The 15,680-nt window shown below is 48.0% G+C and carries 18 protein-coding genes and 1 other annotated feature; of the genes, 16 read left to right on the top strand and 2 right to left on the bottom strand.

Features of this window, described 5'->3' with window-relative positions; all coding sequences use genetic code 11:
• The first annotated feature begins 202 nt into the window (after nt 1-202).
• The 4 genes from infC to GIW82_RS00945 all read left to right on the top strand — a co-directional run bounded on the left by infC (nt 203) and on the right by GIW82_RS00945 (nt 2,015).
• A complete protein-coding gene (gene infC, locus GIW82_RS00930; protein ID WP_370456162.1) occupies nt 203-721 on the top strand; it encodes a translation initiation factor IF-3 in 519 nt (172 codons plus the stop codon).
• Between the two features lie 29 nt (nt 722-750).
• A complete protein-coding gene (rpmI, locus tag GIW82_RS00935) occupies nt 751-951 on the top strand; it encodes a 50S ribosomal protein L35 (RefSeq protein ID WP_154748064.1) in 201 nt (66 codons plus the stop codon).
• A gap of 362 nt (nt 952-1,313) precedes the next feature.
• Entirely contained in the window at nt 1,314-1,673 is a 360-nt protein-coding gene (rplT, locus tag GIW82_RS00940) for a 50S ribosomal protein L20 (RefSeq protein WP_154748065.1), read from the top strand.
• A gap of 66 nt (nt 1,674-1,739) precedes the next feature.
• Complete coding sequence (locus GIW82_RS00945) at nt 1,740-2,015, top strand: DUF1294 domain-containing protein (protein WP_154748066.1); 276 nt, start codon at nt 1,740-1,742, stop codon at nt 2,013-2,015.
• An 11-nt stretch (nt 2,016-2,026) separates the two neighbouring features.
• Here GIW82_RS00945 and GIW82_RS00950 read toward each other — a convergent pair whose 3' ends face one another.
• Complete coding sequence (locus GIW82_RS00950) at nt 2,027-2,413, bottom strand: sigma-w pathway protein ysdB (protein WP_154748067.1); 387 nt, start codon at nt 2,411-2,413, stop codon at nt 2,027-2,029.
• Between the two features lie 102 nt (nt 2,414-2,515).
• Between GIW82_RS00950 and dut the strand changes: the two genes are divergently transcribed.
• From dut to GIW82_RS00995, 9 genes are all read left to right on the top strand, one after another.
• Nucleotides 2,516-2,953, top strand: a complete 438-nt coding sequence (gene dut / locus GIW82_RS00955) for a dUTP diphosphatase (RefSeq protein ID WP_154748068.1) — start codon at nt 2,516-2,518, stop codon at nt 2,951-2,953.
• An 85-nt stretch (nt 2,954-3,038) separates the two neighbouring features.
• Complete coding sequence (locus GIW82_RS00960; protein WP_154748069.1) at nt 3,039-4,127, top strand: M42 family metallopeptidase; 1,089 nt, start codon at nt 3,039-3,041, stop codon at nt 4,125-4,127.
• Nucleotides 4,128-4,382: 255 nt separating this feature from the next.
• Nucleotides 4,383-4,832 carry a small multi-drug export protein gene (locus tag GIW82_RS00965; protein WP_154748070.1) on the top strand — a complete coding sequence of 150 codons (450 nt, stop codon included), beginning with the start codon at nt 4,383-4,385 and terminating at the stop codon, nt 4,830-4,832.
• 60 nt (nt 4,833-4,892) lie between these two features.
• A complete protein-coding gene (locus GIW82_RS00970; protein ID WP_154749538.1) occupies nt 4,893-5,657 on the top strand; it encodes a TrmH family RNA methyltransferase in 765 nt (254 codons plus the stop codon).
• Nucleotides 5,658-5,701: 44 nt separating this feature from the next.
• Nucleotides 5,702-5,931, top strand: a binding site (T-box leader).
• A 37-nt stretch (nt 5,932-5,968) separates the two neighbouring features.
• Nucleotides 5,969-7,006, top strand: a complete 1,038-nt coding sequence (gene pheS / locus GIW82_RS00975) for a phenylalanine--tRNA ligase subunit alpha (protein ID WP_154748071.1) — start codon at nt 5,969-5,971, stop codon at nt 7,004-7,006.
• 13 nt (nt 7,007-7,019) lie between these two features.
• A complete protein-coding gene (gene pheT / locus GIW82_RS00980; RefSeq protein ID WP_154748072.1) occupies nt 7,020-9,419 on the top strand; it encodes a phenylalanine--tRNA ligase subunit beta in 2,400 nt (799 codons plus the stop codon).
• 172 nt (nt 9,420-9,591) lie between these two features.
• Nucleotides 9,592-10,047: a type IV pilus modification PilV family protein gene (locus GIW82_RS00985; RefSeq protein WP_154748073.1), complete on the top strand. Its 456-nt coding sequence runs from the start codon at nt 9,592-9,594 to the stop codon at nt 10,045-10,047.
• Complete coding sequence (locus GIW82_RS00990) at nt 10,044-10,490, top strand: PilW family protein (RefSeq protein WP_154748074.1); 447 nt, start codon at nt 10,044-10,046, stop codon at nt 10,488-10,490. Before GIW82_RS00985 ends, GIW82_RS00990 begins: the two co-directional genes overlap by 4 nt.
• Entirely contained in the window at nt 10,483-11,970 is a 1,488-nt protein-coding gene (locus tag GIW82_RS00995; protein WP_154748075.1) for a DUF7305 domain-containing protein, read from the top strand. The genes GIW82_RS00990 and GIW82_RS00995 overlap by 8 nt, the downstream gene beginning before the upstream one ends.
• Before the next feature lie 73 nt (nt 11,971-12,043).
• On the opposite strand, the gene rnhC is transcribed toward GIW82_RS00995, so the two are convergent.
• Entirely contained in the window at nt 12,044-12,970 is a 927-nt protein-coding gene (gene rnhC / locus GIW82_RS01000; RefSeq protein ID WP_154748076.1) for a ribonuclease HIII, read from the bottom strand.
• 138 nt (nt 12,971-13,108) lie between these two features.
• Between rnhC and zapA the strand changes: the two genes are divergently transcribed.
• The 3 genes from zapA to polX all read left to right on the top strand — a co-directional run bounded on the left by zapA (nt 13,109) and on the right by polX (nt 15,677).
• Nucleotides 13,109-13,369 carry a cell division protein ZapA gene (gene zapA / locus GIW82_RS01005; RefSeq protein ID WP_154748077.1) on the top strand — a complete coding sequence of 87 codons (261 nt, stop codon included), beginning with the start codon at nt 13,109-13,111 and terminating at the stop codon, nt 13,367-13,369.
• 5 nt (nt 13,370-13,374) lie between these two features.
• Entirely contained in the window at nt 13,375-13,911 is a 537-nt protein-coding gene (locus tag GIW82_RS01010) for a CvpA family protein (RefSeq protein ID WP_154748078.1), read from the top strand.
• A gap of 62 nt (nt 13,912-13,973) precedes the next feature.
• Complete coding sequence (polX, locus tag GIW82_RS01015; RefSeq protein ID WP_154748079.1) at nt 13,974-15,677, top strand: DNA polymerase/3'-5' exonuclease PolX; 1,704 nt, start codon at nt 13,974-13,976, stop codon at nt 15,675-15,677.
• Nucleotides 15,678-15,680 lie beyond the last annotated feature (3 nt).

Consider the following 15,680-nt stretch of genomic DNA (forward strand, 5'->3'; position numbering starts at 1 on the left):
AGCAGGAGCGCCCGCTTCTCACCTGATCAACCGGTTGTTGGCAGGTAGACACGAATTGACTTTTTCACGCGTAAGCGTGCTGTCATATTTGGCGGGTGGACAACTGTGTCCATCCGCTTTTATTTTTGAGTCGGAACCTGTTAACCGGTTGTCCGGTTCCCACATTTAAGATATTCGCGACACTATCCGGAGGTGGATTAATATTAGCAAAGACATTAATGTAAACGAAGGGATTCGTGCACGTGAATTGCGGGTTATTGATCAGAACGGCGATCAGCTCGGTATCAAAACACGAAACGAAGCGCTGGAACTTGCAACGCGTGTCAACTTGGATCTTGTTCTCGTGGCTCCACAGGCTAAGCCGCCTGTCGCACGCATTATGGACTACGGCAAATTCAAGTTCGAGCAACAGAAGAAGGACCGTGAAATCCGTAAGAACCAAAAAGTCATTATCGTGAAAGAGGTTCGTTTGAGCCCTGGAATCGATGATCATGACTTTGACACGAAGCTTCGCAATGCGATCAAGTTCCTTGAAAAAGGGGACAAAGTGAAAGCTTCAATCCGTTTCAAAGGCCGTGCGATCACGCACAAAGAAATCGGTCAACGCGTTCTTGAGCGCTTCGCAGAAGCATGTAAAGACGTAGCGACGGTTGAACAGCGCCCTAAAATGGATGGCCGCAGCATGTTCTTGATGCTTGCACCGATCAACGAAAAAGAATAATCAGCAAAACTGTTTAGGAGGAATTTGACATGCCGAAAATGAAAAGCCACCGCGGCGCGATGAAGCGTTTCAAAAAAACAGGAACTGGTAAAGTGAAACGCAACCGTTCGCACACTAGCCACTTGTTCGCAAACAAATCGACAAAACAGAAACGCCACTTGCGTAAAGGCAAATTGGTCTCTGCAGGCGATTTGAAACGCATCAAAACTTTGATCTACAACATGAAATAAGAAAAGCGGAAACGGCCGTTCAGCTCCGGCAGACTTAAGATGAACTTCCGAAGCGGCGCTTTTTGCCGCACAGGAAGGGCAGCTTAAGTCCGAGGAGATGGCCGTTGGAGTCTGGACAGTAAGAAAAGCGGAAACGGCCGTTCAGCTCCGGCAGACTTAAGATGAACTTCCGAAGCAGCGCTTTTTGCCGCACAGGAAGGGTAGCTTAAGTCCGAGGAGTTGGCCGTTGGAGTCTGGACAGTAAGAAAAGCGGAAACGACCGTTCAGTTCTGAGCGACTGATGAATTGAGTGGTCAGCCGCCAGATATGAAACAAGAAACAAAAAATCGAATTCTTTATATTCAAGCAGGAGGTAATGAATTATGCCACGCGTAAAAGGTGGATCAGTGACGCGCCAGCGTCGTAAAAAAGTAATTAAATTAGCTAAAGGTTACTACGGTTCGAAGCACATTCTTTTCAAAGTAGCTAACCAACAAGTGATGAAGTCTGGTAACTATGCTTACCGTGACCGTCGCAACAAAAAACGTGACTTCCGTAAACTATGGATCACACGCATCAACGCAGCAGCTCGTATGAACGACATCTCTTACAGCCGTCTAATGCACGGTCTTAAAGTTGCCGGCATCGACATCAACCGCAAAATGCTTGCAGAAATCGCAGTAAGCGACGCAGCAGCATTTACAGCTTTAGCTGACCAAGCGAAAAAAGCAGTTGCTAAATAAGTGATCTTAAGAAGTTGACGGCTTGCCGTCAGCTTTTTTTATCTTAAGGAAGAGAGTGCTTGTCCTATGATAATCTTAATTATTGCTTGGCTCATGCTTATGTCGATTGCTTCATTCTTACTGATGGGCATCGATAAACAACGAGCGAAAAGCGGTGCTTACCGCATTTCGGAGAAGACGCTGTGGCTGTCAGCAATTGCAGGTGGGGGACTCGGTGCGTGGATCGGGATGAACCATTTCCGGCACAAGACGAAGCACACTAACTTCCGGATCGGCTTGCCGCTTGTCACATTACTGCAACTTGCGCTGATTGCTTATTTGTACATAGAAAAGCTGAACTGAGGCGTCTCAGTTCAGCTTTCTTTTTTCATCAATTTTTCGATCGGGTTTTGCCAGTCGATTTGTGCATCCGGGTAATTCATGTGGATCTCCTTCTCGAGAAACAAGAAATCTTCGCGTGAGAACCCTTGCAGTTGATCTGGATTTTCCACCCAGACGAAGATGGAGACGACTTCGAACGACTCTTCGGTTGTGCCTAAATACTTTTCACCTTCGAATAGAACGCCGCGCAGTGTGATGAAAAAGTTTTTGCGGACGTTTGAGACGTCGTCATAAAAATAATACGAGCTGGCTTCGATGGCAGCATCCAGTTTGCGCTTCGGGTCAAAAATGAACCGGATCAAGCGATAAAATAAATAAATGACGAGTGCGATAACGAGTAAACGAATGATAAAGGCCATGTGAACTCCCCCTATTCCCATGATTCAAGTATATAATACGGATGACTGACCAAATAGTTTCGAATTAAAAGGATTTAATTAAAAAAAGTTGGAGGAATGTAGATGATACCGAAAATGAAAGTGAAACGATTACATGAAGACGCACAGCTTCCTTACCGTGCGCACCCAGGAGACGCCGGTCTAGACGTGTTTTCAATCGAAGAAAAAATGATTTTGCCAGGGGAAGTGGGGCTTGTCGGTACAGGTATCGCGCTGGAGCTGCCGGAAGGAACCGAAGCACAGATGCGCCCACGCAGTGGGTTGGCTTTGAAGCATGCGGTGACGCTGCTCAATTCACCTGGAACGATCGATGAAGGATACCGAGGGGAAATCAAGATCATCATGATTAACCACGGCAAAGAGCCATTCACGGTCGAAAAAGGGATGCGGATCGCACAAATGGTCGTTGCTCCGGTCATGCGGATAGAAGTTTTGGAAACGGTGGAAATGACAGATTCAGAACGGAGCGCAGGCGGTTTCGGATCATCCGGAATGGCTTGAGAGGAGACACACTTTTTCAAGTTTTTTGATAATGGAGGGTGTTTCATTTATAATGGGTGAGTAACCCAATTTAGGAGGCTAACTAATGAAAAAACTCGACGAAACACTAACCATGCTGAAAGATTTGACGGATGCAAACGGTATCCCTGGAAACGAACGTCAGTCACGTGAAGTGATGAAAAAATACATAAGTCCATTCGCGGATTCCATCGAAACGGACGGTCTGGGCAGTCTGATCGCTAAAAAAGAAGGCGACGCGAACGGACCGAAAATCATGGTCGCGGGCCACTTGGACGAAATCGGCTTCATGATCACACAAATCGACGACAAAGGATTCCTGAAATTCCAGACAGTCGGCGGCTGGTGGAACCAAGTAATGCTTGCTCAGCGCGTGACGGTCACAACGCGTAAAGGCGAGGAAATCACAGGTGTCATCGGTTCGAAACCGCCACATATCCTATCACCGGAAGCACGCAAGAAGCCGGTCGAAATCAAAGACATGTTCATCGACATCGGTGCATCTTCTGCTGATGAAGCGAAAGAGTGGGGCATCACACCGGGCGACATGGTCACGCCGTACTTCGAATTCCAAGTGATGAAGAACGACAAGATGCTTCTTGCAAAAGCATGGGATAACCGCATAGGCTGCGCAATCGCAATCGATGTGTTGAAAGCATTGAAAGACACGGATCACCCGAACGTCGTTTATGGCGTCGGAACAGTCCAAGAAGAAGTCGGTTTGCGCGGTGCGAAAACAGCAACTGCTAAAATCCAGCCAGACATCGGTTTCGCTGTGGACGTAGGCATCGCTGGTGACACACCAGGCATTACATCAAAAGAATCAACGAGCAAAATGGGCGATGGCCCGCAAATCCTTGTCTACGATGCTTCGATGATCTCACACCGCGGCTTGCGTGAACTTGTCCTTGATACTGCGGACGAATCCGGCATCCCGTACCAGTTCGAAGCGATCGCAGGCGGCGGCACGGACGCGGGCTCGATCCACTTGACGGCGAACGGCGTGCCAGCACTCGCAATCGGCGTCGCAACACGCTACATCCACTCGCACGCAGGCATCTTGCACCGCGACGACTACGAAAACGCTGTGAAACTGATCGTCGAAGTCATCAAGAAACTCGACAAAGACACAGTCGCACGCATCACATTTGAATAATCAGTGTTTGGTGATGGACCCCCCGCCGGTTTTGGTGGGGGTTTTTGTGTTTCGCGGCGAATTGGAGAGATTTTTCCGGTTCTGCAACCAAGTGGACGGATACTGCAACCAAATCGATTATTCTGCAACGAAGTGGACAAATACTGCAACCAACCCCCGCCACCGCCAAAAAAATGACGAAATCACATGAACAACCTCCATTTAATGCTTTCAATAATGTAAAGTGTGTTTATAAGAAGAAGGGGAGGCTACAACATGATCTACGAATACTTTCTTGTCTTTCTCGGAGCCGCTATCCCGTGGCTGGAGATTGCACTCGTCATCCCGCTCGGCATTGTCTGGGGACTGTCACCGTTTTGGGTGATGTTCTGGGCGTTTGTCGGAAACATGCTGACGGTGCTGGCGCTGATTATCGGATTCGACCGATTCCGGACGTGGTACGAGAAGCGGCAGCGAGCAAAAGGAAAAGAAACAAACAGGAAGAATGACCGGGCAAAAAATATATGGAACAAGTACGGGTTGCCAGGGCTCGCGATGCTCGGACCGGTCCTCATCGGAACGCACATTGCAGCGTTCATCGGTATGACGCTTGGTGCGTCGAAACGCAACACGACGGTATGGATGACGATCTCCATCGGGGCGTGGACACTCGCTTTCGGCATCCTTACGGCACTTGGCTTCGATTTTTTCACACAAGATCGCTAAAACCACACAGTCCGATGTGCTATACTTAAAGCAATCTGAAACAGAAGGCGTGAACTAATGATGAAACGAATCGAATCGGCACAAAACTCACTCGTCAAGCACTGGAAGAAGCTTGGCAACACACGGAAAGAACGTGACAAATTCAGCGAATTTATGGTGGAAGGCTTCCACCTTGTAGAAGAAGCATTGAAGAAAAAAGACTTGGTCAAAGCATTGATCGTCCGCGAAGGCACAGACATTCCGCAAGAATGGGACGTTGACGATGTCGTCTTTTACGACGTATCAGCAGCTGTTGCGAAAGAACTTGCGGAAACAGAACACACACAAGGCGTATTCGCGCATTGCACGCAGCCGGAATTCACAGAAGAAGCGCAGGAATGGACAAGCTTGCTGCTGATCGATGCAGTGCAAGATCCAGGTAACATCGGCACGATGATCCGCACAGCTTCAGCGGCTGGCATCGATGCAGTCGTCCTCGGAAAAGGCTCAGCGGATGCGTTCAATCCGAAGACGGTCCGTTCTGCACAAGGCTCGCATTTTCAAATCCCTGTCGTCAAAGGGGACTTGGAAGAATGGGTCGGTCATCTGAACGAACGGAACATCCCAATTTACGGCACAGCACTACAGGATGCAATTCCAGTTCACGAAGTGGAAGCGCAAGAGCAATTTGCGCTGATCGTCGGCAATGAAGGAAGCGGCGTCGCTCCGGAATTGTTGCAGGCGACTGCACAAAACTTGATGGTTCCACTGTATGGCTCTGCGGAGTCGTTAAATGTGTCCGTTGCGACGGGTATTTTACTTTATAGTCTGGTTTCCAAAAAGTGAAGTTGATTCATCTGCGAAATTTTCGTATAATGGATGAGTAAATAACAATAGCATTGACCGGGAAGAGTCCAATGTACGGTTTGCATCGAAGGGAGTCTGCAGCTTGACTGAAACTGTGGATATGTAAATGCATTGCACGTTCACCCCGCGAGCTGCCGTCAGGACCAGCATCAGCTGTAAAGACGCGCCGGTGAAAGCCGTTAAACCGTTTAAGAGATCGTGCATCCGTGCGCGATAATCAGGGTGGTACCGCGAATAATGCCTCGTCCCTTTTCAGGGATGGGGCTTTTTTATGTTGAGGAGGAGAAGGAATGGAACAGCAATTGCAAGGATTGAAAGCTGAAGCGCTTGAGAAAATCGCTGCTGCAGCAAATGTGAAACAATTGAACGAAGTGCGTGTTGCCTATCTCGGCAAAAAAGGGCCGATCACGGATCTGTTGAAAGGCATGGGGAAACTACCGGCAGAAGAACGTCCTAAAATGGGGGCGCTTGTCAACGTCGTCCGTGAAGAGGTAACGACTGAACTTGAATCTCGCATGGCGATCCTGGAAGAACAGGCAACGCGTGAAAAGCTTCAAAAAGAAACGATCGACATCACGTTGCCGGGCCGTCCGGTCAATGTAGGGAATGCACATCCACTGACACGCGTGGTCGAAGAAATCGAAGACTTGTTCTTGTCGATGGGCTATGAAATCGCAGAAGGTCCGGAAGTCGAGAAGGACTATTACAACTTCGAAGCGCTGAACTTGCCGAAAGGCCACCCGGCACGCGACATGCAGGATTCCTTCTACATCACCGATGACGTCTTGCTGCGCACGCACACGTCACCCGTCCAAGCACGTACGATGATCGAGAAGAAAGGCCAGCCTTTCAAGATCATCTGCCCTGGGAAAGTGTACCGCCGCGACAGTGATGACGCGACGCACTCACACCAGTTCACACAGATCGAAGGACTTGTGGTCGGAGAAGATATCCGGATGAGCGATTTGAAAGGGACACTGTCCTTGTTCGCGAAGAAAATGTTCGGAGACGACCGCGAAATCCGTCTGCGCCCGAGCTTCTTCCCGTTCACAGAACCGTCTGTCGAAATGGATATTTCCTGCTTTAAATGTGGCGGCGAAGGCTGTAACGTTTGTAAAAAGACTGGCTGGATCGAGATTCTCGGTGCAGGAATGGTTCACCCGAACGTTCTCGAAATGGCCGGATACGATTCCAAGCGCCTGACTGGTTTCGCTTTCGGGATGGGTCCGGAGCGGATCGCGATGTTGAAATACGGCGTAGAAGACATCCGTCATTTCTACACGAACGACACACGCTTTTTACAGCAATTTCTGAGAACTGAACTTTAAGGAGGAACCATAAATGCTCGTATCGATCAATTGGCTGAAAGACTATGTAAACGTGCAAGACCAGGCACCAGCAGAACTTGCGGAACGGATCACACGTGCCGGCATCGAAGTGGACGCAGTGATCGACCGCGCCGAAGGACTATCGAACATCGTCGTCGGTTATGTCGAATCTTGTGAGAAACATCCGGAAGCGGACAAATTGTCCATCTGCCAAGTAAACGTCGGAGAAACCGTCGACCAGATCATCTGCGGCGCACCGAATATCGCGGCAGGCCAGAAAGTCATCGTCGCGCGTCCAGGTGCAACACTGCCAGGCGGCATGAAAATCAAGAAAGCGAAATTGCGCGGCGAAGTTTCAAACGGTATGATCTGCTCGCTTCAAGAACTCGGCATCGAAGGCAAACTTGTCCCGAAAGCATACGCTGAAGGAATCTACGTCTTGCCGGAAGACGCAGAAGTCGGTTCGGATGTCATCGAGAACTTCTATTTGAACGACACGGTCCTTGAGTTCGACTTGACGCCGAACCGCGCAGACGCAATGAGCATGCTTGGTGTTGCTTACGAAGTCGGCGCGATTTTGGAAGAGGAGGTCACGTATCCGAAAACGGATTACACAGAAGCGAACGATGAAGCGGGGTCCATGCTGACATTGCAAGTCGATGCAAAAGAAGCGAACCCGCTTTACGTCGCAAAAGTTGTGCGCAACGTCGAAGTGAAAGAATCCCCGATGTGGCTGCAGCAGCGTCTTATGGCTGCAGGCGTACGTCCGCACAACAACGTCGTCGATGTGACGAACTATGTGCTGATGGAGTACGGCCAGCCGCTTCACGCATTCGACTATGACAAGCTTGGTACAGGCAACATTATTGTCCGCCATGCAACGGACGGCGAGAAAATCACGACACTCGATAACACGGAGCGCACACTGTCTGCACATCACTTAGTGATCACGAACGGGGAAGAGCCGGTCGCACTTGCTGGTGTTATGGGCGGAGCGAACTCAGAAGTAGACGCTTCGACGAAAACGATCGTCATCGAGTCGGCTTATTTCGCGGCTGGCTCTGTCCGTCAAACATCGAAAGATCATCACCTGCGCAGTGATGCAAGCAGCCGTTACGAAAAAGGGGTCGACCCGAACCGTGTCATCCCTGCTGCAGAACGTGCAGCGGCTTTGCTCGCTGAATTGGCAGGCGGAGAAGTGCTTGCTGGTTCACTGATTGTCGACGAATTGAACCGCGACGAAAAAATCGTCAAAGTGTCACCGGACTTCATCAACAGCCGTCTCGGCATGAAAATCCCGTTTGAAGACATGCTCGACATTTTGAAACGCCTGAAATTCAACACGGAAGCAGTGAACGGACAGCTGGTCATTTCGGTTCCAACACGCCGCCAGGACATCACGATTCCTGAAGACGTCGTCGAAGAAATTGCGCGTCTGTATGGCTACGATGAAATTCCAGCGACGTTGCCGGAAACAGAAGGCAAACTAGGTGGCTTGACACCATATCAGCAGAAGCGACGCATCACGCGTGCATTCCTGGAAGGTGCAGGTCTTCTGCAAGCAACCACTTACTCGTTGACATCAGAAAGCTCCGCAACCCGTTTCGCGCTTGCAGAAACGGACACGACGCGCCTTCTGATGCCGATGAGTGAAGAACGCAGTACATTGCGCCAAAGCTTGCTTCCACATTTGCTGGAAGCAGTCACATACAACACGGCGCGCCGGATCGATTCGGTCGCATTGTATGAAGTTGGTTCTGTGTTCCTGAAAGGCGAAGACGAACTGCTGAACGAAGAAGAGCACTTGGCGATCGCGATGACTGGTTTGTGGACAGATCACAGCTGGCAGGGCGAGAAGAAAGAAGTCGATTTCTTCGTCATGAAAGGCATCATCGAAGGGCTTGGCGACAAGCTCGGCGTGGAATTGTCTTTCGAGCGGGGGGAATTCGACGGCATGCACCCAGGCCGCACAGCCCAAATCATGCTGGATGGCCGCCGCATCGGAGTCTTCGGCCAACTTCACCCGGACGAACAAAAAGAACGCGATCTGAAAACAACAATCGCCCTTGAATTGAACATTGCTGAATTATTCTCGGTTGAAAACGAAGCACTCGTCTACACACCAGTGCCGCGTTACCCATCGATCACGCGTGATATCGCGCTTGTCCTGTCGAACATCGTGGAAGCCGGAACGATCGAAGCAGTCATCCGGAACGCCGGAGGCAAATTGCTGAAAGATGTCCAAGTCTTCGACGTGTACGAAGGCAGCAACATGGAAGAAGGCAAGAAATCCGTTGCCTTCACGCTGAACTACTTCGATCCGGAGAAGACATTGACGGATGAAGAAGTAACGGCTGTGCACGAAGGAGTGCTTGCTGCTTTGCGTGAAGCTGGAGCGGAATTGAGAAGTTAAATGAATTTGAGGAGCAGAATCTTTATGATTCTGCTTTTTTTATTGCAAATAAGATTAACGACTAGAAAATTATGCTTTGCAAAGTAACAAGTAACTAGTTTTTTGATCAATATATGGTAAAATTGTATCAAAAGATTCGGAGTGTCTGATTTGAAAAGAGGGTGTGGAAAGCATGAGGAATTATGTTAAAAATGATAAAGGGCTGACATTAGTCGAAGTTCTGGCATCAACGGTCTTGATCACACTTCTCCTGGTTACATTCATGATGATGTTCGCACAGGCATCAAAAAGTAATGTCGCTTCAGAAACCATTATAGACAGCACTTATATAGCGCAATCTGAGATGGAGCAGGTTTATGCGCTGAGTAAAAAAAATGTTCCGGTAGATAAAGTAACTGCTTTATCCAGTAAATATGGCAGTTCTGTTTCCAAAACAATCAGTGGAACAAAATGGCAGGAATATAGTAAAATTGATGATACTTCTGGAAATACAATAAAAATCCGTCTTGAGGATACTCCTGCTGCAATGAAAATGACACGGATTGTAATCGAAGTATACGAAGGTACAAAGACAAATCCGAGCGCAAAAATGGAAAACGTCCTCATCTGGGAGGTCGTTTCTCCATGAATAAATATATTTGTAATAATAAAGGAATTACATTGGTGGAACTACTGGCGGTTCTTGTCATTGGAAGTATCGTAATGGTCTTGATCATGGGCATATTCTCTAACGGTCAAAAGCAGTACAGCATCCAGACGACTCATGCAGAACAGCTCGCTGATGTGCGGTATACAGCGAAAGTAATTACAAAAGAAATACGGCAAGCGGAGAGAATCAAGTGGACTGGAACGACAATGACGATCGGAAATGAATCGCCAATCGTGATGACTATTGGAAGTGATGTCATACTGAAAGGCGGCCAGCCATTTATAACCCATACGAAAATTACCGGGCTAAGGTTGGATGGCAGTATAATCACGCTCACAATGGAAAGTACGAGTGAAGAGATGAATAAGAAAAAGACCATTGAAACGCAAATCTATATTAGAGAAGGTGTCGTCATTGAATAGATTGCAAGGAGTCAAACGAATTTTACGTAACCAAAATGGATACTCGCTCGCAATCGTTTTAATGGTGCTCCTCGTATTCTCTGTATTAGGGATGAGCGTCATGGCCATGTCGATGAACTCAGTGAAGATGTCGGCAGGGGAGAGAGAGGATCAGGCTGTATTTTATATTGCGGAAAGTGGAGCGGCAATGGTGTTGTCAGAAATAGAAGAGAAAGTGAAAAGCTTGTCGGAATCAGCAAGTATTAAAAATGAATCTGGATTTTTCTCAGAGTTAGACTCACAAATTCTCTCTACTACGATTATTGATTCATTTGAAAATAATCAAAATGAACAACCTACTGCATCGGTTCAAGTGTTATCAGATGAAGACGTTAGTGACTTAATGACAAAAGAGTATCGTATCGTATCTAAAGGAAAGATAGGAAACCGAGATAGAAGTGTTGAAACTAGTTTCCAAATTAGCTATGTAAAAGGTGAAGGAATCACTATTCCCACAGGAATGGCTGTATTCTCAAGTAAGAGAATGGAGTTAAATAACGGGGAAATTAGAGGAGATATTATACTAAACTCTTCAAGTAAAAATGAAATTATCGTGACCGGAAATCCCACTATTTATGGAGATATAAAAATCCCTAATGGAAATTCAAATGTCTTTAGCGCACCAGATTGGTGGATTGATCAGAAAGCTCCAAAAATAATTAAGCATAATGAATTTATTGAATTCGCTTTACCACCTTTCCCAGACGTATTTCCTACAAATTATAATGTTATTCCTGATAGATCGGTTAATGAACATAAACTAATTTCTAACGGAAATATTAATGTTACAAATTATAATGTAGCTAATACAACAATCAGTCTACCTAATAACTTTGAAATTAACGATATTTTATTTAGTGGAAATAGAAAATTGACTTTCGATGTTGGAAACAAAGACATTTCTATTGTGGTAAATAGAATCGAAGGCGGCGGTCATTTATCTGTTAAGGGTACAGGAACACTCACCATTTATTTGAAGGATAATATAAACTTACACGGACATTTGAATCAAGGAAGAAAGGATAATCTTTTTCTATATATAGGTCCATCGAATAATTCATTAAATCCAAAAACAATTAAAAGCTCTGACTATGCAGAATTTAATGCAGCAATCTACGCTAAAGATGCAAATATAGAGTTGTTAGGTTCAGCAGCCATAAACGGTCATGTCATGACTGGGGGTAAAAGAGTTTCGGTGAGTGGTGATACAAGTGCTACAGGTAACGGGACGGTTATTTACGCACCAAATGCTCACGTTAACTTATCTGGTAGTGGCAAACTATATGGATCCATTATATCTGATTCTTTTCTTATCAGTGGAGGCGGAAAGGTTGAAGGCCGCAGTGTAGATTTAGAAGATATTCCATTTTTTCAAAATGGGACTAACTCAACGGGTACAGCAGTACTGAAGAAGAATTTAATTATTGAGACTTCGAATTAATGAATCAAAATAGTATTTAAAATTTAAGCAGATGATTTAAAAAGGCTTGAGAAGAATCTCAAGCCTTTTTATTCTAGTTTCGCCGCTTCTCAACCAACCCCCGCGCCTTCCCCAAATTCGCAAAATGCACCTTCGCCAGCCCGCTCAAAGATTCTTCTCCATGCTTCATCAAAATCTTCGCCGCGGCTTCATCGACAATTTTCCCAGCACCTTTTGGCAACTTGACACCGGCAAGCCCACTCAGTCGGTCCATTTCTTCCAAGAACGCGACCCGCGCGAGGATCGAAGCACATGCCACAGAGACGTGCAGCCCTTCTGCTTTCGTGGAGAACAAAACGTTCTCACGGACAATTTCTTTTTCACCCGCAATATGCCGGTAATAAACCCCGCGCTCGGCGAATTGGTCGATCAGGATGGCGTCCGGCCGTGCAGGTTCGATTTTGCGCAGGACGTGTTTGAGTGCCTGGTTGTGGAGCAATGCTTTCATTTTGCCTTGGGACCAGCCCTGGCTTTGGACTTTGTTATATTTGTCGTTCGGCAAGACGAGGACGCTGTGGGCGAATGCGGCTTTCAGGTCCGGTGCCATGATGCGCATGGCGTCGTCCGAAAGGAGCTTGGAGTCTTTGACGCCGAGTTCGTGTGCGAGTGCGACACCGTCTGCCGGGACGTAGCATGCGGCAACGGTGATCGGGCCCAAAAAATCGCCGGTTCCGGTTTCGTCGGAGCCGAGGACGGATTTAGCTGCGAGGTCTTTTGGCAACACGTCCCCTTTTGCAGCGGCGACGACGGCTTTCTCCGCTTGTCCCCATTTGGCGGATTCACGGACGGCGTCCGCTCCTTGAAACATGACTTTTCCGGAGCTGTAGACAGTGATGACCGTGCCGCCGGTTTTGGCGGTGAAGCGGACGTATTGCGCTTTTTTTGCGAGCTTGTCTTTGGCATAGTGCTGCTCGATCTGGCGCAGTTTTTCTTCTGGAAGTTTCAAAACGATGTTGGACATACGATCGCCTCTTTCTTTGAATTCACAAGGAACTCGGTTTCATGGTATGATGTTTTTAGAGTTTTACTTGTGTTGGTTTAATAAGGAATGTTCAGGTCGCACTTGCGCCTGGACCATAGCGGCAGGGGGGATGGAGCAATGTCGGATCAGTCAAAAATTCGCACGACAGTCGAGATCTATGGGAATAGCTATCACATGGTCGGGACAGAGACTCCTGGACACATGCGGCTCGTCGCCTCGATGGTGGATGAGAAGATGCGCGAGATCAATGCGAAGAATCCATCTCTCGATACTGCGCGGCTATCGGTACTGACTGCAGTCAATACGGTACATGATTATCTTAAACTGAAAGAGCAAGTAGAGCAATTGGAAGCAGAACTCCGTAAATTGAAGGGTTGAATGAAATGTTGGATCTGATTTTGTTAATTGTATTTGTAATTGGAATGATCGTCGGCGCGCGGCGTGGGTTGATTGTTCAGCTGCTCCATATGATCGGATTCATTGTTGCGCTTGTTGTCGCTTACCGCTACTATAAGCCGCTCGCGGAGTATTTCGTCCTTTGGATCCCGTATCCGGCAGTCACGGATAATGCTACACTGACCATTGCGATCGAGCAATTGAACCTTGACCAGACGTTCTATCATTTATTGGCGTTCGCCCTTATCTTTTTTGCGGTCAAGTTTGCCTTGCAGCTCATCGCGGCAATGTTCGATTTCGTGAAATATTTCCCGCTTCTTGGGATCGTCAGCTCTATACTGGGTGCAGTGCTTGGCTTTGTTGAAGTGTATATTCTTTCGTTCATCATCCTGTATGTATTGGCCTTGCTGCCGATCGAATCGATCCAGACATTCCTGGACAATTCAGTGATCGTCGGCTTGATGCTCGAGCATACGCCTTACTTCTCCGAGAAAGTGAAGGAATGGTGGTATATTTATAATTAATGCGGAACTTCTCTCGTTACTGGGGGAAGTTTTTTTCAAGTCAAAACATGGAGGTTATTTGCATGAATAAAAAAATGGTCATCAAACACCTTGAGAAAATAGCGATGTATATGGAATTGAAAGGCGAGAATCCGTTCAAAGTTTCCGCGTTCCGAAAAGCCGCGCAGGCATTGGAACTGGATAACCGGAGCATGGACGAGATCGGCGAAGTGACGAAGCTGAAAGGCATCGGCAAAGGCACCGGCGAAATCATCACGGAATTCGTGGATACGGGTCGTTCAGAAGTGCTCGAAGAACTGCAGGAGCAAGTGCCGAAAGGGCTTGTGCCATTAATGAAAATTCCGGGAATGGGCGGGAAGAAAATTGCCAAGTTGTACAAGGAGCTTGGCATCGACTCGGCGGAATCGTTGCAGCAGGCATGTCTTGAGCACCGCGTCCAAAAACTTGCAGGCTTCGGCCCGAAATCGGAAGAGAAAATTTTGACGGAGCTTCTGGCATTCGAGTCGCGTCCAGGGCGTCATCCGATCTGGAAGACGGAAGAGACAGTCGCTTTCATCGAAGGGATTCTTGCGGAGATTTCAGAAGTCGACCGTTTCTCGGTGGCAGGCAGTTTCCGCCGGACGAAAGAAACGAGCAAAGATTTGGATTTCATCATCGCGACTACTGCTGTCGAGGCAGTCAAGGAGCAATTGCTTGGTGCATTGCCGATCGAGAAGACCATCGCTTCAGGCGATACGAAAGTGTCTGTGACTTTGGAATTCGACGAAGCGATCGATGTGGACTTCCGTCTTGTGGAACCTGCAGCGTTCATCACCGCGCTGCACCACTTCACCGGCTCGAAAGACCACAACGTCAAAATGCGTCAATTGGCGAAGTCACAAGGCAAAAAAATCAGTGAATACGGCGTCGAGCAGCCAGACGGGACCTTGAAGACGTTCGAGTCGGAAGAAGACTTCTATGCTTCGTTTGGCCTACCGTATTTCCCACCGTCTGTCCGTGAAACCGGACAAGAACTGGACCGCGCCGATGCGCTGCCGGATCTCGTGACATTGGAAGACATTCGCAGCGATCTCCACATGCACACGACGTGGTCGGATGGTGCGCATTCCTTGCCGGAGATGGTGGAAGCGTGCCGGGCAAAAGGATATGAATACATGGTCATCACCGACCATTCCCATTATTTGAAAGTGGCGAACGGCTTGTCTCCGGAGCGTCTCATCGAACAGAACAAGGAAATCCGTGCATTGAACCGAGCGACAGAAGGCATTGAAGTGTTGTCGGGCACAGAGATGGATATCTTACCGGACGGCACGTTGGATTTCGATGATGAACTGCTGAGCCAATTGGACTTTGTCATCGCGAGCATTCACTCAAGTTTCAGCCAGCCGCGCGAGAAAATCATGGAGCGGCTGCTGACGGCGATGAAAAACCCGCACGTCGACATGATCGCCCATCCGACCGGCCGCATCGTTGGTCAACGGAACGGCTATGACCCGGACGTCGAACAGCTGCTCGACTGGGCGGCGGAATATGGCAAGATCGTCGAGTTGAACGCGAGCCCGTACCGACTGGACTTGGCTGTGGAGTATTTGGAAATGGCGCAGGAAAAAGGCGTGCCGGTCGCGATCAATACGGATGCGCACTCGATCGAAGGACTCGAAGTGATGGAAATCGGTGTCAAACATGCCCAAAAGGCGTGGTTGCGCAAAGAGAATGTCGTCAACACGTGGACACTCGCGCAATGGAAAGAATTTCTTAGAAAATAGGAG

The organism is Planomicrobium sp. YIM 101495 (genome assembly GCF_009707665.1).
In the GTDB taxonomy this organism is placed as follows: domain Bacteria; phylum Bacillota; class Bacilli; order Bacillales_A; family Planococcaceae; genus Planococcus.